The 21,163-nt window shown below is 56.4% G+C and carries 21 protein-coding genes; 4 read left to right on the forward strand and 17 right to left on the reverse strand.

Annotated features, from left to right (window positions below; translation table 11 throughout):
• Nucleotides 1-5: 5 nt before the first annotated feature.
• From ACOTX1_RS10675 to ubiD, 3 genes are all read right to left on the reverse strand, one after another.
• Nucleotides 6-1,625 carry an ABC-F family ATP-binding cassette domain-containing protein gene (locus ACOTX1_RS10675; protein ID WP_023315193.1) on the reverse strand — a complete coding sequence of 540 codons (1,620 nt, stop codon included), beginning with the start codon at nucleotides 1,623-1,625 and terminating at the stop codon, nucleotides 6-8.
• A 216-nt stretch (nucleotides 1,626-1,841) separates the two neighbouring features.
• Nucleotides 1,842-2,543, reverse strand: a complete 702-nt coding sequence (gene fre, locus ACOTX1_RS10680; RefSeq protein ID WP_003860778.1) for an NAD(P)H-flavin reductase — start codon at nucleotides 2,541-2,543, stop codon at nucleotides 1,842-1,844.
• Nucleotides 2,544-2,582: 39 nt separating this feature from the next.
• Nucleotides 2,583-4,079, reverse strand: coding sequence for a 4-hydroxy-3-polyprenylbenzoate decarboxylase (ubiD, locus tag ACOTX1_RS10685; RefSeq protein WP_022650184.1), 1,497 nt, complete (start codon nucleotides 4,077-4,079; stop codon nucleotides 2,583-2,585).
• Nucleotides 4,080-4,248: 169 nt separating this feature from the next.
• Here ubiD and rfaH point away from each other — a divergent pair, with 169 nt between their 5' ends.
• Complete coding sequence (gene rfaH / locus ACOTX1_RS10690) at nucleotides 4,249-4,740, forward strand: transcription/translation regulatory transformer protein RfaH (protein ID WP_003860779.1); 492 nt, start codon at nucleotides 4,249-4,251, stop codon at nucleotides 4,738-4,740.
• Here rfaH and tatD read toward each other — a convergent pair.
• The 9 genes from tatD to udp form a co-directional block, all read right to left on the reverse strand.
• Nucleotides 4,737-5,519: a 3'-5' ssDNA/RNA exonuclease TatD gene (tatD, locus tag ACOTX1_RS10695; RefSeq protein ID WP_023315192.1), complete on the reverse strand. Its 783-nt coding sequence runs from the start codon at nucleotides 5,517-5,519 to the stop codon at nucleotides 4,737-4,739. The two genes, rfaH and tatD, sit on opposite strands and share 4 nt — an antisense overlap.
• 41 nt (nucleotides 5,520-5,560) lie before the next feature.
• On the reverse strand, nucleotides 5,561-6,331 hold the full coding sequence (gene tatC, locus ACOTX1_RS10700) for a Sec-independent protein translocase subunit TatC (protein ID WP_023315191.1): 771 nt from the start codon (nucleotides 6,329-6,331) through the stop codon (nucleotides 5,561-5,563).
• Nucleotides 6,332-6,333: 2 nt separating this feature from the next.
• A complete protein-coding gene (gene tatB, locus ACOTX1_RS10705) occupies nucleotides 6,334-6,876 on the reverse strand; it encodes a Sec-independent protein translocase protein TatB (RefSeq protein ID WP_023315190.1) in 543 nt (180 codons plus the stop codon).
• Nucleotides 6,877-6,879: 3 nt separating this feature from the next.
• Complete coding sequence (tatA, locus tag ACOTX1_RS10710; protein ID WP_003860787.1) at nucleotides 6,880-7,134, reverse strand: Sec-independent protein translocase subunit TatA; 255 nt, start codon at nucleotides 7,132-7,134, stop codon at nucleotides 6,880-6,882.
• Between the two features lie 76 nt (nucleotides 7,135-7,210).
• Entirely contained in the window at nucleotides 7,211-8,851 is a 1,641-nt protein-coding gene (gene ubiB / locus ACOTX1_RS10715; RefSeq protein ID WP_022650180.1) for a ubiquinone biosynthesis regulatory protein kinase UbiB, read from the reverse strand.
• Nucleotides 8,848-9,453: a ubiquinone biosynthesis protein UbiJ gene (ubiJ, locus tag ACOTX1_RS10720; RefSeq protein ID WP_003860788.1), complete on the reverse strand. Its 606-nt coding sequence runs from the start codon at nucleotides 9,451-9,453 to the stop codon at nucleotides 8,848-8,850. The genes ubiB and ubiJ overlap by 4 nt, the downstream gene beginning before the upstream one ends.
• A 13-nt stretch (nucleotides 9,454-9,466) precedes the next feature.
• Entirely contained in the window at nucleotides 9,467-10,222 is a 756-nt protein-coding gene (gene ubiE / locus ACOTX1_RS10725) for a bifunctional demethylmenaquinone methyltransferase/2-methoxy-6-polyprenyl-1,4-benzoquinol methylase UbiE (protein WP_003860790.1), read from the reverse strand.
• Between the two features lie 66 nt (nucleotides 10,223-10,288).
• Nucleotides 10,289-11,746, reverse strand: a complete 1,458-nt coding sequence (gene rmuC, locus ACOTX1_RS10730; protein ID WP_023315189.1) for a DNA recombination protein RmuC — start codon at nucleotides 11,744-11,746, stop codon at nucleotides 10,289-10,291.
• Between the two features lie 139 nt (nucleotides 11,747-11,885).
• The gene (udp, locus tag ACOTX1_RS10735; protein ID WP_003860792.1) at nucleotides 11,886-12,647 is read right to left on the reverse strand and encodes a uridine phosphorylase; all 762 of its coding nucleotides are present in this window, start codon (nucleotides 12,645-12,647) and stop codon (nucleotides 11,886-11,888) included.
• Nucleotides 12,648-12,906: 259 nt separating this feature from the next.
• On the opposite strand from udp, the gene ACOTX1_RS10740 reads away from it, so the two are divergent.
• Nucleotides 12,907-13,713 carry a dienelactone hydrolase family protein gene (locus ACOTX1_RS10740; RefSeq protein WP_003860793.1) on the forward strand — a complete coding sequence of 269 codons (807 nt, stop codon included), beginning with the start codon at nucleotides 12,907-12,909 and terminating at the stop codon, nucleotides 13,711-13,713.
• 47 nt (nucleotides 13,714-13,760) lie between these two features.
• On the opposite strand, the gene metE is transcribed toward ACOTX1_RS10740, so the two are convergent.
• Complete coding sequence (gene metE / locus ACOTX1_RS10745; protein WP_023315188.1) at nucleotides 13,761-16,022, reverse strand: 5-methyltetrahydropteroyltriglutamate--homocysteine S-methyltransferase; 2,262 nt, start codon at nucleotides 16,020-16,022, stop codon at nucleotides 13,761-13,763.
• A 116-nt stretch (nucleotides 16,023-16,138) separates the two neighbouring features.
• Here metE and metR point away from each other — a divergent pair, with 116 nt between their 5' ends.
• Nucleotides 16,139-17,092, forward strand: a complete 954-nt coding sequence (metR, locus tag ACOTX1_RS10750) for an HTH-type transcriptional regulator MetR (RefSeq protein ID WP_015570000.1) — start codon at nucleotides 16,139-16,141, stop codon at nucleotides 17,090-17,092.
• On the opposite strand, the gene ACOTX1_RS10755 is transcribed toward metR, so the two are convergent.
• From ACOTX1_RS10755 to pldB, 3 genes are all read right to left on the reverse strand, one after another.
• On the reverse strand, nucleotides 16,980-17,879 hold the full coding sequence (locus ACOTX1_RS10755; RefSeq protein ID WP_003860795.1) for a carboxylate/amino acid/amine transporter: 900 nt from the start codon (nucleotides 17,877-17,879) through the stop codon (nucleotides 16,980-16,982). The two genes, metR and ACOTX1_RS10755, sit on opposite strands and share 113 nt — an antisense overlap.
• Before the next feature lie 82 nt (nucleotides 17,880-17,961).
• Nucleotides 17,962-18,762, reverse strand: coding sequence for a sugar/pyridoxal phosphate phosphatase YigL (gene yigL / locus ACOTX1_RS10760; protein ID WP_023299050.1), 801 nt, complete (start codon nucleotides 18,760-18,762; stop codon nucleotides 17,962-17,964).
• Between the two features lie 31 nt (nucleotides 18,763-18,793).
• The gene (gene pldB / locus ACOTX1_RS10765) at nucleotides 18,794-19,786 is read right to left on the reverse strand and encodes a lysophospholipase L2 (protein WP_015570002.1); all 993 of its coding nucleotides are present in this window, start codon (nucleotides 19,784-19,786) and stop codon (nucleotides 18,794-18,796) included.
• A 111-nt stretch (nucleotides 19,787-19,897) separates the two neighbouring features.
• On the opposite strand from pldB, the gene rhtB reads away from it, so the two are divergent.
• Nucleotides 19,898-20,518 carry a homoserine/homoserine lactone efflux protein gene (gene rhtB, locus ACOTX1_RS10770; RefSeq protein ID WP_003860798.1) on the forward strand — a complete coding sequence of 207 codons (621 nt, stop codon included), beginning with the start codon at nucleotides 19,898-19,900 and terminating at the stop codon, nucleotides 20,516-20,518.
• On the opposite strand, the gene rhtC is transcribed toward rhtB, so the two are convergent.
• The gene (gene rhtC, locus ACOTX1_RS10775; protein ID WP_022650176.1) at nucleotides 20,515-21,135 is read right to left on the reverse strand and encodes a threonine export protein RhtC; all 621 of its coding nucleotides are present in this window, start codon (nucleotides 21,133-21,135) and stop codon (nucleotides 20,515-20,517) included. The genes rhtB and rhtC overlap by 4 nt on opposite strands.
• Nucleotides 21,136-21,163: the final 28 nt, after the last annotated feature.

Genomic DNA, 21,163 nt, shown 5'->3' on the forward strand with positions numbered 1-21,163 from the left:
TGTGTTTACAGGCTTTCACATCGCCATCCCGTCTCTTCCCACACCAGTTCATGCGTCAGCTTCAGCCCTGCCAGAAAAGCTTCATCGTGCGACACCACCAGCAGCGCGCCGGGATAATCGGCCAGGGCCGCTTCAATGGCCTGAACAGAGGCCAGATCAAGATGGTTGGTCGGCTCATCCAGAAGCAACAGCTGCGTTGCCGCTTCACGCCACAATACGCAGGCCAGCGCGGCCTTCAGGCGCTCGCCGCCACTCAGTTCGGCCAGTGGTAGTGTCACTTTCTCTGCGCCCAGTTGAAGCTGCGCTAAACGGGTACGCAGCGCCCCCTCTTCGAGCGGCGTATTGCCCAGGCTAAGGTGAGTCATCACCGACTGCGACAGATCCAGCCGGGAAAGATGCTGATCGAGATAAGCACACCTGACAGAGACCTTACAGATTCCCGTAACAGGGGCGGTTTCGCCCAACATCACTTTCAACAGCGTGGATTTTCCACAGCCGTTCGGCCCGCGTAGCGCCACGCGCATCGGGCCATCCATTCGCCAGTTTATCGGTGGGACAGGCACGTGCGGAAGCACCAGTTCTTCCAGCACCAGCACCTGTTTCCCTTCCGGGATTTCACTGCCCGGCAGGGTAAACATCACCGCATTATCCTCTTCAACCCGCTCGCGTGCCTGGTTGACCGCAGCGTTCAAAGCATGGTTTTGATCGCTATGCTGTTTTTTCCAGGAACCAATACGCTCTTTCGCCGCCCCTTTGTATTTGACCCGTTCAAACGAGGCGATGTTAAGGCTGTCGACCGTGCGAAGCGTTTTGGCTGAACGCCGCAGGCTGTCGTCATGCTCTTTATGCATACGGGCGCGGGTACGCTTGCGCTCGGTGGCAGCATGCTCCAGCGCGGCGCGGGCAGCCAGCTGTTCAGCATCACGCTGGGTTCGATAGTCAGCATAATTCCCACCGTAGCTGCGCAAGCCCAACGCGCTCAGTTCAAGGATTCGCGGTACCTGGGCCAGCAACTCACGGTCGTGAGAGGCCACCAGCACCCCGCCCTGATACCTGGAAAGCTGCTCGTAGAACCACTTGCGGCCTTGCCTGTCGAGGTGGTTGGTCGGTTCGTCCAGCAGCAGGTAGTCAACATCCGCGGTGAATGCGCTGCACAGCAAGGCACGAATGCGCTCGCCACCGCTCAACTCTGCCGCGCGTTTACTCGGGTCAAAAGGGGGAAATTTTGCAGCGATAAAAGCCTGGCTCAGCCGTTCAGCCAGATCCCAATAACCGTCGAGCGTGTCGAGATCGTCGGGTTCATAATGACCGCTGTCGATGCGCGTGCGCGCCGCAAAGATCGCGTCGTAACCAAGCAGTTCGGCAAGCGTGGTATCCGCAGAAATATCCTGCTGCTGCGCCACGTAGACGTGTGTACCAAAGCGTTCAATATGACCGCTGGCGGGTTCATCAACTCCTGCCAGCAACCGGAGAAGGCGTGTTTTACCGCTGCCGTTGCGGCCAACCAGCGCGCACACTGACGCATCCAGAGAAAGATTCAGTGGACCAAAAAGGATATCGCCCGTCGCAAACTGACAGGTGACCTGATGCAAAATAAAAGAGGGGGACTGCGCAAAATGAGCCATAAGCACTCCTGAATGAAATCAAAACATCCCCTGCCGACGCGATGCGTTGAGCAAGGATCGAAATTCATCAGTCGTGTTTGTTCATTTTTGGGGGGCGCTCCTGAGGGCGAAATTTAACGGGAACAAGAATAACGGCAATGCGCCGCCCATTTCAAGGTTAAATTTTCACCAGGCTATTGCCCGAGCATAAAAAACCCGCCGAAGCGGGTCTCTCAATCAGATAAACGCAAACGCATCGCCAAACAGACGATCTTCCCGCGCGTCACGCTCGTTGCAGAACAGGTCGCGGGCAATTTTTGCCATTTCAAAGCGACCGGCAATGTAGATATCGTGCCCGGCCAGCGTCCCGTGATCCTGCAATACCGCAGTCAGCACCGTACCGCTGCGCCCGCGCCAGCCCTCTTCCGGCTGCTCGACAACCGGCTCAATGCGCAGGTTTGGATGATTTACGCTCAGCGCCTCCAGCTCAGACAGATCGTAAAGGTGCTTCTCTTCACGGCCGCCCCAGTAGATGGTGATATCGCGATTTGGATTACGCGCCAGCGCCGTCAGCAGAATAGAGCGGACATAGGAGAAGCCCGTGCCACCGGCAATCAGGATCAGCGGACGGTCTTCGTCTTCACGCAGCCAGGCCTCGCCATGAGGAATATCGACCACGATTTCACGCTCTTTCAGGATGCGGTCCATCACGGCCATCGCGTACAGGTTAAGCTCAGACGCACCAATATGCAGCTCAATAAATTCCTTCTCTGCTGGCGTTGAGGCCATAGAGAAAGGACGCTTATCACGCTCGTCCATCACGACCATCAGGTACTGACCGGCACGGAATGAGAATGCCGCTTCAGGAACCAAACGGACGCGATATACGGTGTCGGTAATAGCATCTACCGACGTCACTTTACAGCTTAAGGTTGTCATTCGCTCTCTCTGTCGGGAAGTCTATAGGGCTAAACGGTCTTATTCTGCCTTACCGTTATTCATTATGGCCAGCTCGTCCCAGATCGCGTCAATTCGCGCGGTCACGGCAGGATCTTTTTCGATCGGGCGACCCCATTCACGGTCGGTTTCGCCAGGCCATTTGTTCGTGGCATCCAGTCCCATTTTTGAGCCAAGTCCGGAAACCGGCGAGGCAAAATCCAGGTAATCAATCGGCGTGTTTTCCACTAACACCGTATCACGCGCCGGATCCATACGCGTGGTGATGGCCCAGATAACGTCATTCCAGTCGCGGGCATTGACGTCATCATCGCAGACAATCACAAACTTGGTATACATAAACTGGCGCAGGAAAGACCATACGCCCATCATCACGCGCTTAGCGTGACCGGCATACTGCTTCTTCATCGTCACCACCGCCAGGCGATACGAACACCCTTCCGGCGGCAGATAAAAATCAACGATTTCCGGGAACTGCTTTTGCAGGATCGGCACGAACACTTCGTTCAGCGCCACGCCCAGTACCGCCGGTTCGTCGGGTGGACGGCCGGTATAGGTGGAGTGATAGATGGCATCTTCACGCTGGGTAATGTGGGTGACGGTGAACACCGGAAAGTTATCCACTTCGTTGTAATAGCCGGTGTGGTCGCCGTACGGCCCTTCGGGTGCCAGCTCGCCCTGTTCAATGTAACCTTCCAGCACAATCTCTGCGCTGGCCGGTACTTCCAGGTCATTGGAGATGCACTTCACCACTTCGGTTTTGGTGCCGCGCAGCAGCCCTGCAAAGGCATATTCAGACAGCGTATCAGGAACAGGCGTCACCGCGCCCAGGATGGTTGCCGGATCGGCACCCAGCGCGACGGAAACCGGGAAGCGTTCGCCCGGATGGGCCGCGCACCACTCCTGGAAATCCAGCGCCCCGCCGCGATGGGACAACCAGCGCATGATGAGCTTATTTTTGCCAATCAGCTGCTGGCGGTAAATGCCGAGGTTTTGACGCTCTTTATGCGGCCCACGCGTCACGGTGAGGCCCCAGGTGATCAGCGGTGCGGCATCTTCAGGCCAGCACTGCATGATGGGAATTTTGGTCAGATCCACCGCATCGCCTTCCAGCACTTTTTGCTGGCACGGCGCACCGCGCAGGCGTTTGGTGGGCATATTCAACACCTGCTTAAACTGCGGCAGTTTGTCGAACAGGTCGCGGAACCCTTTTGGCGGCTCCGGCTCTTTCAGAAAGGCCAGCAGTTTGCCCACTTCACGTAACGCCGTGACATCTTCCTGCCCCATCCCCAGCGCCACGCGGCGAGGTGTGCCAAACAGGTTGCACAGCACCGGCATGGTGTAGCCTTTTGGGTTTTCAAACAGCAACGCCGGGCCGCCCGCGCGCAGGGTGCGGTCAGCGATTTCTGTCATTTCCAGATACGGATCAACAGGAAGCGTAATGCGTTTGAGTTCGCCCTGCTTTTCCAGCAGCGCCAGGAAGTCGCGTAGATCGTGGTATTTCATGCAGTTAATCATGGCCTCTCTGTAAGCGCTTCATTATACGGCGTAAGACCGCGTGATGCTGTAATTTTGTTAAATTAGCGTGAACTTCCACGACTTACTCTCTTTTTCGCCATTATAATCACCTTAGCGATCCCGCCAGGGTTTTGGTATGCTTGCGCCCCGAACAATGGGAAGAGTGATTATGCAGGCCTGGTATTTACTGTATTGCAAACGCGGGCAACTTCAGCGCGCGCAGGAACATCTTGAACGTCAGTCTGTTAACTGCCTGACACCCGTGATCACGCTTGAAAAAATGCAGCGTGGAAGACGCACGACCGTCAGTGAGCCTCTGTTCCCGAATTACCTGTTCGTCGAATTCGACCCCGAAGTGATCCACACCACGACGATCAGTGCCACGCGCGGCGTCAGCCATTTTGTGCGTTTTGGCGCCCATCCGGCAAGAGTACCGTCATCGGTTATTCATCAGCTTTCTGTCTACCAGCAGCCTGAAGATATTACCGATCCGGAAACCCCTTATGCCGGCGACAGCGTGGTGATCACCGAAGGCGCCTTTGAAGGCTTACAGGCCATCTTCGCTGAGCCGGACGGTGAAGCGCGCTCCATGCTGCTGCTCAACCTGCTGAACAAAGAGGTGTTGCAGAGCGTGAAAAACACCGATTTCCGCAAAGTTTAGAACTGCACGCCGAACAGACGACGCACGTTATCATCGGTTTGTGCTGCCAGCCACTGCACATCTTCTCCCCGCCAGTGCGCCACTCGCTCAGCAATATGCCCCAGGTAGGCCGGTTCATTACGTCGTGATGGCGGTTTGGGCTGCATATCCCGGGGCAACAGATACGGCGCATCCGTTTCCAGCAGCAAACGATCGGCCGGGATAACGGGTAACAGCTCACGCAGTTCCAGCCCACGACGCTCATCGCAGACCCAGCCCGTGATACCCAAATAAAGCCCGCGGTTCAGGCAATCCAGCGCTTCCTGACGGGAGCCCGTAAAGCAGTGCAACACCGCGCCCGGCAGTTTCTCCAGCCAGGGTTCCAGTAGCGCCATAAAACGTTCATGCGCATCGCGACAGTGCATAAACACCGGCATCTCCAGCTCTGCTGCCAGCGCAAGCTGGGCGGTAAATGCCTTCTCCTGCTCTTCAGGCGTCGAGAAGTTACGGTTGAAATCAAGCCCGCATTCGCCAATGGCAACCACTTCTGGCGTTTGTGCCAGACGATGAAGCGCCTCAGCGCTTTCATGCGTCCACTGGCTGCTGTCATGAGGATGCACGCCTGCGGTGGACCAGCAGTGTTGATAGCGTTGCGCCATCTGCCGTGCCTGCTCACTCTCATGCAGATTCGTTCCCGTCAGTAGCAGCCCACCCACGCCGGCGGCAAAGGCGCGCGCCACCACCTCATCGTGGTCTTTCGCAAACTGGGCGCTGGTGAGGTTAAGCCCGATATCAAACATACGTATCCCCATATGACAACCGCCCTGACGGGCGGTTGGTTTTATTCTTTCGTGGTCTCTTCAGACGGCTCGTCTTCTTCGTCCCGGGTACGCCCCTTTCCGACGTAGAAACGAGCGAAGAATACGCCGACTTCAAACAGGCAGTACATCGGTATCGCCAGTAAGGTTTGCGAGAAGACGTCCGGTGGCGTTAACAGCATACCTACAACAAATGCCCCCACCAGGATGTACGGGCGCTTCTTACGCAGATCGTCAGGCGTGGTCACCCCTACCCAGCAGAGCAGGACAATCGCTACGGGCACCTCGAAGGCGACACCAAAGGCCATAAACAGCGCCATGACGAAGCTGAGGTAGCTGGCGATGTCCGTCGAAACCTGTACCCCTTCCGGCGCGGTATGCGTCAGGAAGCCAAAGGCCAGCGGGAAGACAACGAAGTAGGCGAACGCCATGCCGATGTAAAACAGCAGCGAACTGGACACCAGCAGCGGAATAACCAGCTTGCGTTCATGCCTGTACAGCGCGGGCGCCACAAATGCCCAGACCTGATACAAAATGACCGGTGCAGATGCAATCAACGATACCCAGAAGGTCAGCTTGATGGGGGTAAAGAACGGTGAAGCAACGTCCGTTGCAATCATCGTCGCGCCCAGCGGCATCTGTTTAATCAGCGGCGCGGAAACCACCTGATAGATATCGTTGGCGAAATAGACCAGACATAAAAAAATGAGGAAAACCGCAATAATGCAGTTTAACAGGCGCTTACGCAGCTCAATGAGGTGCGCAATCAGCGGTTGAGTATCATCTACTGCCATGTTTACGCTTTATCACTCGACGAGGGGGATGATTCGGAAACGGGCGCGGCGGGTTTTACCTCAGCCGTTTTGACCACGGGCTCTTCCGGCGGCACCTGCTTTTTCACTTCGGGCTCCTGCGGCGATTGCTCTGGCGAAGCGGCCTGATGCTCCGCGCTGGAAGGCGTCACACCCTCGCGCTGCTCTTCGCTGCCCTTCACCACCGGATTATGGATGGTGTTTGCTTCATCGCTCGCCTTCTCAGGATCGTTAATGCTGTATGAGCGCTTCATGGATTCAGCCGCTTCGCGTAACTCATCCATTGATGCTTTCAGCTCCGGCGTCAGGTTATCCATGCTCGCCTTTTCAACCTTTTTCAGGCTGTCCTGAAATTCCTGAAGCTTCAGCTCCTGTGCCAGCTCGTTCTGCACGGTAGCTGCCAGCGAGCGAAGTGCCCGCACCCAGCCCACGACGGTTTTCACCGCAACGGGTAAACGCTGCGGCCCCAACACAATCAGACCAATCACAAAGACCAGCAGTAACTCACCAAAACCAATGTCGAACACGAATTACACCTGCTCTTTATCGTGACGTTTAGCCTCTTCCTTTTTGGCTTCGTCCTGCTTATCGGCGATGGATTTAGCGGTAAAATCAGCATCCTGACTGGTTTTTTCCTGCTTATTCTCATCATCGCTCATGGCTTTCTTGAAGCCTTTGATTGACGCGCCCAGGTCGGAACCAATCGATCCGAGTTTTTTCGTGCCAAACAGCAGCACAACGATGACGGCAATGATCACTAACTGCCAGATACTGATACCACCCATGCGTGTTCCCCAGTGATAGATGATTAATTAGTCAGATCGCATTATACGTATGCAATCTCTCGATAGCGACGCTAATTCAGCGCGTTTTTCGCCAGCCAGCAAGCCAGACAACCACACCGGCAGCCATAATCCAGGCTGGCATCATTTCCCAGTCCGGACGATTGATCAACAGCAACGTGCCGCTTATCAGCAGCGTCGCGCCAATTCCGAAGAGATAGCGGGACTGCCCCTGACGCACGCGACTGGATTGAAGCTCGTGCGCGATTTTATCCATGCTGTGCTGAAGGTTCTTGCTCTGACGCAAACTGTCGTAAACCAGTTCAGGAATTTCAGGCATTTTTTCAATCCAGAACGGGCCTTTCTCTTTAAGCGAGCGAACCAGGGCTGGAATACCGACCTGATCCTTAATCCAGGATTCGAGGAACGGTTTCGCGGTTTTCCACAAGTCTAACTGAGGATAGAGCTGGCGGCCTACGCCCTCAACGTAAAGTAATGTTTTCTGAAGTAAAACTAATTGTGGCTGCACTTCCATATTGAAACGGCGTGCGGTGTTGAACAGGTTGAGAAGGACGTGTCCGAAAGAGATCTCCGAGAGCGGCTTTTCAAAAATCGGCTCACAGACGGTGCGGATCGCAAATTCAAACTCTTCCACGTTGGTATCTGGCGGAACCCAGCCTGAATCCACGTGCAGCTCGGCCACCTTACGGTAGTCGCGATTGAAGAAAGCGATAAAGTTCTCGGCGAGATAACGCTTATCCTCTTTATTCAGCGAGCCGACAATACCGCAGTCGATGCCGATGTATTTAGGATCTTCCGGGTGCTCATAGCTGACAAAAATGTTGCCCGGATGCATGTCAGCATGGAAGAAGCTGTCGCGGAAAACCTGAGTAAAGAAGACCTGCACGCCACGTTCGGCCAGCAACTTCATGTTGGTGCCCTGTTTTTCCAGCGCCGTCACGTCCGAGACCGGAATACCGTAGATACGTTCCATCACCATCATGTTCTGACTGCAATAGTCAGAATAGACTTCAGGAACATACAGCATCGGGCTGTCTTCAAAGTTTCGACGCAGCTGAATGGCGTTCGCCGATTCACGCAGCAGGTTAAGCTCATCAATCAGCGTTTTTTCGTATTCCCGTACCACTTCCAGCGGACGCAGACGGCGGCCATCCGGCAACAGACGCGGCACCCAGCGAGCCAGGCGATAAATCAGCTTCATGTCTGCTTTGATAACCGGCAGGATATCCGGACGTATCACTTTAATGACCACCTCTTTGCCATTTTCCTTCAGGCGCGCAGTATGAACCTGCGCAATAGAGGCAGAGGCCAGAGGCTGAATATCGAAATCATCAAACCAGGTCTCGATGGGGATATTGCCCATCGCTTCTTCGATTTGTTTCTTCGCTCTCTCTCCGTCAAACGGAGCGACGCGATCCTGCAATAGTGCGAGCTGATCGGCAATCTGCGGTGGAAAAAGGTCGCGACGTGTTGAGAGCATCTGCCCAAACTTGATCCAGACCGGTCCCAGCTCCTGCAACGCAAGACGCAGGCGTGCGCCCAGCTCCTGATCCTTATGGCGATTCGGCATCCAGAACAGCGTGCGACGCCAAAGCCGAAGCGGCAGGGTGATACGCATTCTGGGGATAAGCTCGTCGAGCCCGTAGCTCAAAAAGGTGCGAACGATAAAATAGAGGCGCCGAATTTCACCAGGCGTCATTTGCCCTCCAGTTTTTCCAGCCGTTTGGTTAACGCATCAACTGCGCGCTCAACTGCCGCGGTCTCTTCTGCAAACCAGGCGACTTCTAAAGGCCCCGGCGCCATACGCCACTCTTCGGTCAGCACCTCGGCAGCATAGCGCTGTTGACGGAGCAGACCTTTACGCAGGAAAGCGGATCCCGTGCGCAGCGTTTTGCTTATCCCTTCAGCCGCGATGTCGCCGATATAGGGCGCCAGCAGTTCCGCCGGGTCGAATTCAGCCTGATCGCTGAGTGCAACGAAGTTCTGTACCACCTGAATATCGCCTTCGACCTCCAGCTCACCGCTGCGAATAAGCGCCGTCATCTGCTGACGGTCACGCAGTTTTGGTAAGACGCTCATGTGCGTAATTACCGAGCAATCAGCTTCGCCTTCCCACTCCCCCAGAACGTCAAGCTGGCGTTCGCTGAAGACCAGCACAAGCGGCGTCGAGAACTCCTTTAACACGATGCGCAGCACCTTTCCGTTAAGCCGCTGACGTGCGGTTTTCAGCGCCGGAGCGCGATACAGAAAGGCATTCAGTACATTCTCGATGCCTGCGGTGACTAAGGGTTTAATGGGCACGGGAAACCTCCACTCAGAACTTGTAACCACGATGCAGCGCGACGACACCCGCCGTCATATTGAAGTATTCCACGTTTTCAAACTCGGCATCCTGCATCATCGCTTTCAGCGTGTCCTGATCCGGGTGCATTCGGATGGATTCGGCCAGATAACGGTAACTTTCTGCATCGTTTGCCACCAGCTCGCCGATGCGCGGCAGAACGTGGAAGGAATAGGCATCGTAAGCTTTGCTCAGCGGGTCGATAATCGGTTTAGAAAACTCGAGAACCAGCAGTCGGCCGCCCGGCTTCAGCACGCGGTACATGGAGCGCAGCGCTTTATCTTTATCGGTCACGTTACGCAGACCGAAAGAGATGGTGATGCAGTCGAACGTATTATCCGGGAACGGCAGCGCTTCGGCGTTGGCCTGAACATATTCAACGTTGCCTACCACGCCGATGTTACGCAGCTTTTCGCGTCCCATTTTCAGCATGGAGTCGTTGATATCCGCCAGCACCACGCGGCCGGTTTCGCCAACCAGACGGGAGAATTTAGCGGTCAGATCCCCTGTGCCTCCGGCTAAATCCAGCACCGTTTGTCCACGGCGCACGCCGCTGCAATCAATAGTGAAGCGCTTCCACAAGCGATGAATGCCGAATGACATCAAATCATTCATCACATCGTACTTCGCCGCCACGGAATGAAATACGTGGGCCACCATGTCAGCTTTCTGCGCTTTGGCGACAGTCTGAAAGCCAAAGTGCGTTGTGTCTTGTGAATCGTCAACCATCTCAGAGCCTGCTAATCAGTCAAATGTTCGTGAAGTGTAACAGATTGGGCGCATTTGCCCTACGTTTCAACCACCGTGAAAGAAACGTGCCGGCTGCGCTTCGGGGGATAAACTCGCCGCTAAACCGTTGTCTTCATTGCGGCTATTTTGCTCACCGTCGCCTTCACGCAGACGAAACTCTTCGTCCTGAGCGGTAGCCTGCTCCACCAGTTCCGGATTAATCTCGCGTTTAACTTCCACCCCCAGGCTGCGAAACGCCTCCGCCTGCGCCAGCAAATTGCCGCGCCCGGAGGAGAGTTTTTTCATCGCCTGGCGGTAGTTATCCTGCGCGCGATCCAGGCTTTGCCCTACCGAGGACATATCGTCCACAAACAGCCGCATTTTGTCGTACAGCTTGCTGGCGCGATCGGCAATCTGCTGCGCGTTACGGCTTTGGTGCTCATAACGCCACAGGTTGGCAATGGTACGTAACGCCACCAGTAGCGTGGTGGGGCTGACCAGCATAATGTTATTTTTCAGCGCTTCGGTGATCAGTTCGGGCTGTCTGTCGAGCGCCAGCAGGAAGGCTGGCTCAACCGGAATGAACATCAGCACATAATCCAGCGATCGCAGCCCCGGCAACTGCTGATAATCTTTTCTGCCCAGCAGACGGATATGGTTACGCACGGAGGCGATGTGCTCCTGCAACGCTGTTTCGCGGGTGTAGTCATCTTCCGCGTTGAAGTAGCGCTCATAGGCCACCAGCGTCATTTTGGCGTCGATAACCACATCTTTGCCCTGTGGCAGACGAACAATGACATCCGGCTGCATCCGCGAGCGCGCATCGTTTTCAATGCTGACCTGCGTTTCGTATTCGTATCCTTCGCGCAGGCCAGAGGCCTCCAGCACGCGCGTCATGACCACTTCGCCCCAGTTTCCCTGCGCTTTGTTATCACCTTTCAGTGCGCGCGTCAGGTTAACCGCCTCCTGCGCCATCTGCGCATTCAGCTGCTGGAGATTACGAATTTCATGCGCCAGCGTGTGGCGCTCGCGGGCCTCCTGACCAAAGCTGTCCTGTACCTGACGTCGAAAGCCGTCCAACTGCTCACGCAGGGGCGTCAGCAGGCTGTTCAGGCTCTGACGGTTCTGCTCATCCACGCGACGATTGCTGTGCTCAAAAATGCGGTTCGCGAGGTTCTCAAACTGCTCGCTAAGACGCTGCTCGCTGTTGATCATCTGACGGATTTTGTCTTCGGCGTGCAGTTGGGTGGACTCAAGACGGGTGGTCACTTCACGGAGATCGGCCTCCAGCGAGGTATTGATATCACGCAGATTGCGCAGTTCGTTATTGAGCAGTTCGCACTCGTCGCGCCAGTGGTCACTCAGCGCAAGCTGTTGTTTCGTTGCGCTGAGTTCGGCGACGATCTCTTCGCGCTCTGCCAGCTGTTCGGCTTTCTGCTGCGCATGCTGGTAGCCGGAAATGAGCCAGCCAATCCCCACGCTCACCAGCGCAACTACCGCATAAACCAGGATTGAGATATCCACAATGCCCCCTGCATCCACGTCTAACCCGCACAAAATAGAATTGTGCTGTATGAACGTCCAGTTTGAAAGGGTTTTCCTGCGAGGCGTTACGCAAAAATAAAAGGCCGAGCATGTCGGCCTTTTAGCACTGAAGAGAGAATTAGATCAGGCGGCGCGCCGCTTCAACCACGATTTTCACCGCATGGCTTTCAGTCTGCTTCATGGTTTCAGCGTTCGGGATCTCCTGTTGGGTACGGTTGACGATAACGCCCGCCACCATACCGGCACGCAGACCCTGGCTCGCGCACATGGTCAGCAGCGTCGCAGATTCCATTTCGTAGTTCATGACGCCCATCGACTGCCACTCTTCCATGGAGCCTTTGAAACGGCTCACCACGCGACCAGAGAAGGTGTCGTAACGCTCCTGGCCCGGGTAGAAGGTATCGGAAGAGGCAGTTACGCCCACGTGGGTGGTGGCGCCCACGGATTTCGCGGCTTCAACCAGCGCGGTGGTGCATTCGAAATCAGCCACTGCCGGGAATTCCATCGGTGCAAAGTGCAGGCTTGCCCCGTCCAGACGCACGGATGCGGTGGTAACCAGCACGTCGCCCACGTTGATGTGCGGCTGAATGGCGCCTGTGGTGCCGATGCGCAGGAAAGTACGAATGCCCAGCTGCGCCAGCTCTTCAACGGCGATAGAGGTAGACGGGCCACCAATACCGGTAGAGCACACGATCACCGCTTTACCGTCCAGCTCTGCGCGCCAGGTGGTGAATTCGCGATGCGCTGCCAGCTTAACCGGCTTATCCATTAGCGCGGCGATCTTTTCCACACGCTCTGGATCGCCAGGGACGATAGCAAGCGTAGCCCCTTGTAAATCGTTTTTAGTGAGGCCGAGATGAAAAACATCAGACTTAGACATAGGTGACTCCTCTGTGGGTCGGTTTGTCAGAAGAAGTAAAACGGTACTTTACAGAAGCAATGTGCATTATTTCGTGACACACCTCACCATGAATGAAAATGATTGCAGTTAATTTCCATAAAATAGTGATTCACATCACATTAACAAGTTATATCGCCGGGTGCTGCACAAAAGATAGACGCTATAAGGCACTGTGGGTTGTTAACCTGGTGTCTATATTTATCTTTGCGCTAATCCATTCATTGGTACGGAGAATGCCATGACTGAAAAAACCGGTTTTGCACCTGCTGCGGCCCCGCACGCTTCAACCATCGTCTCAACCCCTGAAGAAGCCATTACCGCAGGCGAGACCTCCATTCCCTCCCAGGGAGAGAACATGCCAGCGTACCACGCGCGGCCAAAATCTGCCGATGGCCCGCTGCCCATCGTGATCGTGGTGCAGGAAATATTTGGCGTTCATGAACATATTCGCGACCTCTGCCGCCGTCTGGCGCTGGAAGGTTACCTGGCCGTTGCGCCGGAACTCTATTTCCGTCAGGGCGATCCGAATGATTACAGCGACATCCCGACGCTGTTCAGCAACCTGGTCAGCAAAGTGCCGGACGCGCAGGTACTGGCCGATCTCGACCACGTTGCCAGTTGGGCGGCGCGCAACGGTGGCGACCCGCACCGTCTGATGGTGACCGGCTTCTGCTGGGGCGGACGCATTAGCTGGCTGTATGCCGCGCACAATCCGCAGTTGAAAGCGGCCGTGGCCTGGTACGGCAAACTGGTGGGCGAAAAGACGCTGAACTCGCCGAAACATCCGGTTGATATCGCCACCGATTTAAATGCCCCGGTGCTAGGGCTGTATGGCGGTCAGGATACCGGCATTCCGCTTGATACCGTCGAGACCATGCGCCACGCGCTGCGGGCGGCAAACGCGAAGGCCGAAATCGTGGTGTACCCGGATGCGGGACACGCGTTTAATGCCGATTATCGTCCGAGCTATCACGCGGAATCCGCAAAAGATGGCTGGCAGAGAATGCTGGCGTGGTTCAGCCAGTACGGCGGGAAGAAAGCGTAATACCAAAAGCCCGGTGGCGGCTACGCCAACCGGGCAATCCAGCCCCACTACGCCTGACGCAAATTCTGCGCCGCCTGCACCATGTTCGCCAGCGCCGCGCGGGTTTCAGGCCAGCCGCGAGTTTTCAGGCCGCAGTCCGGGTTTACCCACAGACGTTCCGCCGGGATGCGCTGGGCCGCTTTTTGCAGCAGCGATTCAATCCACTCCACGCTTGGCACGTTAGGGGAGTGAATGTCATACACGCCCGGCCCGATTTCGTTCGGGTAGTCGAACTCTTCGAACGACTCCAGCAGCTCCATGTCTGAACGCGAGGTCTCGATGGTGATCACATCGGCGTCGAGCGCGGCAATGGAGTCCATGATGTCGTTAAATTCGCAGTAACACATGTGGGTGTGGATCTGCGTGTCGTCCTTCGCGACGGCCGCGTTGAGGCGGAACGCCTCCACGCCCCACTGTAAGTAAGCATCCCAGTCGCTGCGACGCAGCGGCAACCCTTCACGCAGCGCCGGTTCGTCGATCTGAATGATGCCAATCCCCGCCGCTTCCAGATCCGCCACTTCATCACGCAGCGCCAGGGCGATCTGTTTGGCGATGGTTTCCCGGGAAACATCTTCACGCGGGAACGACCAGCAGAGAATGGTCACCGGCCCCGTCAGCATGCCTTTTACCGGTTTGTCGGTCAGAGACTGGGCATACTTCGCCCACTCCACGGTGATCGCTTCCGGGCGGCTGACGTCGCCGATCACCACCGGCGGCTTCACGCAGCGGGAACCGTAGCTCTGGACCCAGCCGTTCTGGGTAAAGACGAAGCCGTCCAGGTGTTCACCGAAGTATTCCACCATATCGTTACGCTCGGCCTCTCCGTGCACCAGCACGTCCAGACCCAGACGTTCCTGCTCGACGATCGCCTGTTTGATGTGTTCCGCAATGCCGGTGCGGTAGTGATTCGCATCCAGATTGCCCTTTTTGAAGTCCAGGCGCAGGCCGCGGATCTCGGTAGTCTGCGGGAAGGAGCCGATGGTTGTGGTCGGCCACGCGGGCAGGTTAAAGCGCGCACGCTGGGCTTCGGCGCGCACTTCATACGGGCTCTGGCGCTGGCTGTCCCGGGCGGTGATGGCCGCCAGACGTTTTTCCACCACAGGGTTATGCACGCGCGTCGAGTGACGGCGCGCCTGGATCGGAGCGCTCCAGTCGGTAATCGCTGCCGTGTCGCCGCTGTTTAGCGCGTCGCGCAGCAGAGCCAGCTCCTCACACTTTTGCAGAGCAAAGGCAAACCAGCTTTTCACCTCAGGGTCGAGTCGGGTCTCCACGCTCAGGTCGATCGGGCTGTGCAGCAGGGAACAGGAAGAGGCTACCCACAATTCACGTTTACCGACAATGTCCTTAATTTGTGCATATTTCTCGGTGAGATCGGCACGCCAGACGTTACGACCATTCACCAGACCGGCAGAGAGCAGCCACTCCGCAGGCAGACGCTTGTGCAACTCTGCCACATCGTCTTTGCCGTGAACGAGATCAACGTGCAGACCCTGAACCGGCAGCGCAGTAATGGTGTCGAGGTTAGGCGTTACGCCCTCGAAATAGGTGGTCAGCAGCAGCTTCACCTGGCCCGTGAGCGCGTCATACGCCGGTTTGAAGGCATCCAGCCACGCCTGCGGCAGCTCAAGCACCAGCGCCGGTTCATCGATTTGCACCCACTGAATACCGCGCTTACCCAGCTCAATCAGCACCTGCTTATAAACCGGCAGAATATCGTTCAGCAGGCTGAGGCGGTCGAACTGCTCACCTTTCACTTTGCCCAGCCACAGGTAGGTGACCGGCCCCAGCAGCACGGGTTTCACCTGGTGACCCAGCGCCAGCGCTTCGTCCACTTCATCCAGAAGCTGGGTCCAGGTCAGTTTGAACTGCTGGCCCTTAACGAACTCCGGCACCATATAGTGATAGTTGGTGTTAAACCACTTGGTCATTTCCGCCGCTGCCGCTGGCTCACCCGTTGGCGCGCGGCCACGGCCGATGCGGAACAGGGTATCGATATCCACCGATCCATCGTTGTTCTGATGACGAGCCGGCACGTTGCCAAGCAGCAGGCTGGTGGTCAGAACATGGTCGTACCAGGCGAAATCGCCCACCGGCAGCAGGTCTACGCCCGCCTGTTTTTGCTGATCCCAGTGACGCGCGCGCAGCTCGCGTCCCACCGCCAGCAGTTCTTCGCGGGTGGCGTTACCCGCCCAGTAGCTTTCTTGCGCTTTTTTCAGCTCGCGACGCAGACCAACGCGAGGGAAACCGAGAGTGTGAGTGCGGATTGTCATGGCATACCCCTTGTAGAAATTCGTTATTTAGACGTCCAGATGTTTACACTTCTATAATTGGCAGGTACTGTATATTCCTCAAGCGCAAAATGTTCATGCCGAAGTGAAGGACTTTCATGATCGAGATTAAACACCTGAAAACGCTACAAGCGTTGCGGAACTGCGGTTCTCTTGCGGCGGCAGCGGCCACGCTGCACCAGACTCAGTCTGCCCTTTCTCACCAGTTCAGCGATCTGGAACAACGCCTCGGCTTTCGTCTTTTTGTGCGTAAGAGCCAGCCTTTGCGCTTTACGCCGCAGGGCGAAATTTTGCTTCAGCTGGCGAACCAGGTGCTGCCGCAGATTGCCAGCGCGTTGCAGTCCTGCAACGAGCCGCAGCAGACCACCCTGCGCATCGCCATTGAGTGTCACAGCTGTATTCAGTGGCTGACCCCCGCGCTTGAGAACTTCCGCCAGAAGTGGCCGCAGGTAGAGATGGACTTCAAATCCGGCGTCACGTTTGATCCGCAGCCGTCGCTTCAGCAGGGTGAGCTGGATCTGGTGATGACCTCAGATATTCTGCCACGCAGCGGTCTGCACTATTCGCCAATGTTTGATTTTGAGGTGCGTCTGGTGCTGGCCCCGGACCATCCGCTGGCCGCCAAAACGCGTATCACGCCGGAAGATCTGGCAACGGAGACGCTGCTGATTTACCCGGTACAGCGCAGTCGTCTGGATATCTGGCGCCATTTCCTGCAACCCGCAGGCATCAGCCCACAGCTGAAAAGCGTGGATAACACGCTGCTGTTAATTCAGATGGTGGCGGCCAGAATGGGAATTGCGGCGCTGCCGCACTGGGTGGTCGAGACGGTTGAACGCCAGGGTCTGGTGGTCACCAAAACCCTGGGTGAAGGACTGTGGAGCCGGCTGTACGCCGCCGTGCGCGATGGCGAGCAACGTCAGCCAATTACGGAAGCGTTTATTCGCTCAGCGCGGAACCACGCGTGCGACCATCTTCCGTTTGTGCGGAGCGCGGAGCGACCCAGCGGCGATGTACCCACAGCGAAGCCAGGATCACCGTTCCCCCAATAAGGAAACTCGGCCAGTGCGGCTGCTCCTGCCAGATGGCGAGGTTCACCAGTAGCCCTGCCGGCACGTGCACGTTGTTCATGATCCCCAGCGTTCCGGCGTCTACCTGCGTCGCGCCGTAGTTCCACATAAAATAGCCCAGCCCCGAGGCCACCACGCCCAGCCAGACCAGAACGCTCCACTGCACGGGGGTGGTCGGCAGCTTTTGCGGGTTGCCGAGCATAAACCATGCCGCAATCGCGACAATCGCCGCGCCCATATAGAACCACGCAAACGCGTTATGCTGCGGCATCGGGCGGGTCTCCATCAGGCGTTTGTAACCCACCATCCCGATGGCAAAGCTGATATTAGCGAGCTGGACGAACATCAGCCCGGTCCAGAAGTGATCGCTCACCTTGTCATAGCGAATTATCGCCGCGCCAATGACTGCCAGCGCCGCGCTCAGCAGATATCCCCAGCGCAGGCGGCGCCTGCTGAGCAGGTCGTAAATCAGCGTGATATAGAGCGGCGTGAGCACGGTAAAGAGCAGAAATTCCGAGACGGACAGGTAGACGTAAGCCCGGAAGCTGAACAGGTACATGATGCCGAGCTGCATCGCGCCTACCAGCATGTACAGCAGAATGGTTTTTAGCGATTGCCCGCGGGTACGCAGGAACGGCAGGAACACCAGTGCCGCCAGCCCCACGCGCATCAGCACCGAAAAGTAGCTGTCGACCGATCCGGCAAGGTATTCGCCAATCAGACTAAAGGAGAAGGCCCACAGGATAGTCGTGATAATGAGTAGCGCCACAATGCTTGTCTCTCAGAAAGAAGGAGAGGCATTGTAGCGAACTCTTTAGTTGACATCTGAACAATAAACAATCAAATGAAGATTATTCAAGGAACAGTTTGCGCAGATACTTAGGTACCGCGTTGTCTGCGTTCGTGCCAATCACTTCCAGCTCCGGGTGCAGATCTTTCAGGCGCTGGTGCGCGTTCTGCATGATGCAGCCTTTACCCGCCATGGAGAGCATCTCGGCATCGTTCATGCCATCGCCAAAGGCGATACAGTCTTTCAGATCAAAACCCAGCCGTTTCGCTACCGCTTCCAGCGCGTGACCTTTGGACACCCCGCCCGCCATCACTTCCAGACAGGTCAGCGTGGAGAAGCTCACGTTCACGCGGTCGCCCCAGCGGGCGTTGATCGCCTGCTCCAGCGGAAGCAGCGCTTCGTGACTTTCGCAGGTAAAGAACACCTTGCTGATCCCTTCAGGATCCAGCAAACCCGGCTCATACAGGGAGTAGTTGAAGACGGCTTCCTTGAAGAAACGCATTTCGTCCGGGCGATGGCGGTTCATAAACCACTCGTCGTCGCGGTAAACGTTAGTCACGATATCCGGGTTGTTATGCACAATGCCGAACAAATCGGTGGCGATGTCACGATCGAGATTATGGGTAAAAATCAGGTTGCCGTCCGTGTCATGTACGCGCGCACCGTTAGAGGTGATCATGTACGACTTGATCTCCAGGTTATCGCGGATCTGCCCCACGTCCACGTGGTGGCGGCCAGTGGCGAACACGAAGTTCACGCCACGGGCAGTCAGGAGTTTTAGGGTCTCTTTCGCATAAGGCGACAGGGTGTGGTCGGGGGAAAGCAGCGTGCCATCTAAATCAGATGCAACAACCTGGTACATAGGGATTTCAACCTCTGGTGGAAAACAATAATCAGTTATGCCTGTTGAAAAATTCAACAATGGCGTTGAGCGCGACTGAGCGCATAGCGTCCTTTTCAAAAAGGATCTCATGGTACGCACCGTTGATGACCAGCGGTTTACCCCCTTCACAGGGATGGCCCGCAGCGGCGCGAAGTTCACAATAGCGGTCATGCATGCGGTTATCCACCACACGCTCTTCTTCCGCCTGGATCAGGAGCGTCGGCGTGTCATCATCGCCTACGCCTGCCAGCACCTGTTCACCGGCATGAATACCTTCCCGCACCCAGTGCCAGGTGGGGCCGCCGACCCGCAGACGCGGTTCATCGGCATAAAAACGCAGGTTGCGCCGATAACGCTGCCGACTGTGGGTTAACACGTTGATGGCAAACGGTAACGCCCGCCAGCGTCCTGTTCCGATGGCATAGCCTTCTCGAATGCGCTGATGGCCCTCAGCCCAGTCGAGAAGATGGCGCACCATCCAGTCAGGAAAACGTATCACAATGCCGTACATCGGCGCGGTCAGCGCAATGGCGTCGCACTGGTGCTTATGGCGCTGCAAAAACAACGTCGAGATCGCGCCCCCCATGGAGTGGGCAAGAATATAACGCTTGCGCCACGGTCCGGGCTGCACTTCCTGCTGCCAGAACGCGGCCAGATCGTCGACGTAATCGCTGAAGTTATCCACGTGGCCGCGATGGGTATCCGGCAACATCCGGCCGGAAAGCCCCTGCCCGCGATGGTCGATAATTAACACATCAAAGCCCAGATGGAACAGGTCATACGCCAGCTCGGCATATTTAATATAGCTTTCGATGCGCCCGGGGCAGACCACAATCACCCGGTCATTTTTTTCATCACGGAAACGAACGAAGCGTACCGGGATTTCCCCGACGCCCATAAACTCATCTTCCTCACGCTGGCGCCAGAAATCGGTCAGCGGCCCCATGGAGAAAGCAGCAAATGCGTTTTCTCGTGTTTCCCAGTCCTTTTTCTGCTGAAACATTGGGTTTCCACCCCCCGTAATTCAGGGAATATCGTTTTTTTCGTCACCGGTCACAAAATGACTCAACAATAGCGTATTGTGGCATAAAAACAGACGATCCGGGAGTTTCAAATGACCTTCGAGTGGTGGTTCGCCTACCTGCTGACATCCATCATCCTCAGCCTTTCACCTGGCTCGGGCGCAATCAACACCATGACCACCTCCATTAATCACGGCTATCGCGGCGCGGTGGCGTCAATCGCCGGTTTACAGACCGGGCTTGGCATTCATATTGTGCTGGTGGGGATTGGTCTGGGCACGCTGTTCTCCCGTTCGGTGCTGGCCTTCGAGGTGCTGAAATGGGCTGGCGCAGCGTATCTTATCTGGCTGGGCATTCAGCAGTGGCGCGCCGCTGGCTCGATTGATCTGCATACGCTCTCCCGGACGCAAACACGCGGCCACCTGTTTAAGCGCGCGGTGTTCGTTAACCTGACCAACCCGAAAAGCATCGTGTTCCTCGCCGCCCTGTTCCCGCAGTTTATCGTGCCGCATCAGCCACAGGTGATGCAGTACGTGGTGCTGGGCGCGACCACCATTATTGTCGATATCATTGTGATGATTGGTTACGCGACGCTGGCGCAGCGAATTGCGGCGTGGATCAAAGGGCCTAAACAGATGAAGGCCCTGAACAAAGTCTTTGGTTCGCTGTTTATGCTGGTTGGCGCGCTGCTTGCGTCAGCGCGTCATGCTTAGCGAGAAATGATGAGATGAATGCCGAAGCCGGCGAACAACGCGCCGGCGAAGCCGTCGATCCACTTCGCGATGCGCTGGTAGCCGCGACGCATCGCCGGTAAGGCAAACAGGCTTGCCACAACGGTAAACCAGGCGAACGTTTCCACAACGATCAGCAGGAAGATCCCCCAGCGCGCGCCCGCGCCGACGTTATCCCCCACAAACAGCGAGAATACCGAGCCGAAGTAAATAATTGCTTTCGGGTTCGCCAGGTTGGTCAGTAGCCCTTTCACAAAGCTACGGCCGCCCGTTGCCAGCTCAACCTTTGGCTCTTCCGGCTTGCTCTCTTCTTTCTTCAGCGCTCCGCGCAGCATCTGGTAGCCCATCCAGCACAGGTACAGACCGCCGCCAACCATAATGATGTTATGCAGCCACGCCATTTTCGCCAGGATCAGGTTCAGACCGAGCAGCGCAACCGCCGCCCAGACCATGACGCCCATGGTAATACCGAGCACACCCATCATCGCCTCTTTGCGGGAGCGGCTGACGGCCGTTTGCGACACGAAGAAAAAATCAGGGCCTGGGCTCATCAGCGCAACGATGTGCACTAACGCCACGGTGAGAAATAGCATTAACATAATTAGCTCGCGGGGAAATAATACAGTG

The organism is Enterobacter cloacae complex sp. IR5401 (assembly GCF_049238425.1).
GTDB classification, from domain to species: Bacteria; Pseudomonadota; Gammaproteobacteria; order Enterobacterales; family Enterobacteriaceae; genus Enterobacter; species Enterobacter hormaechei_C.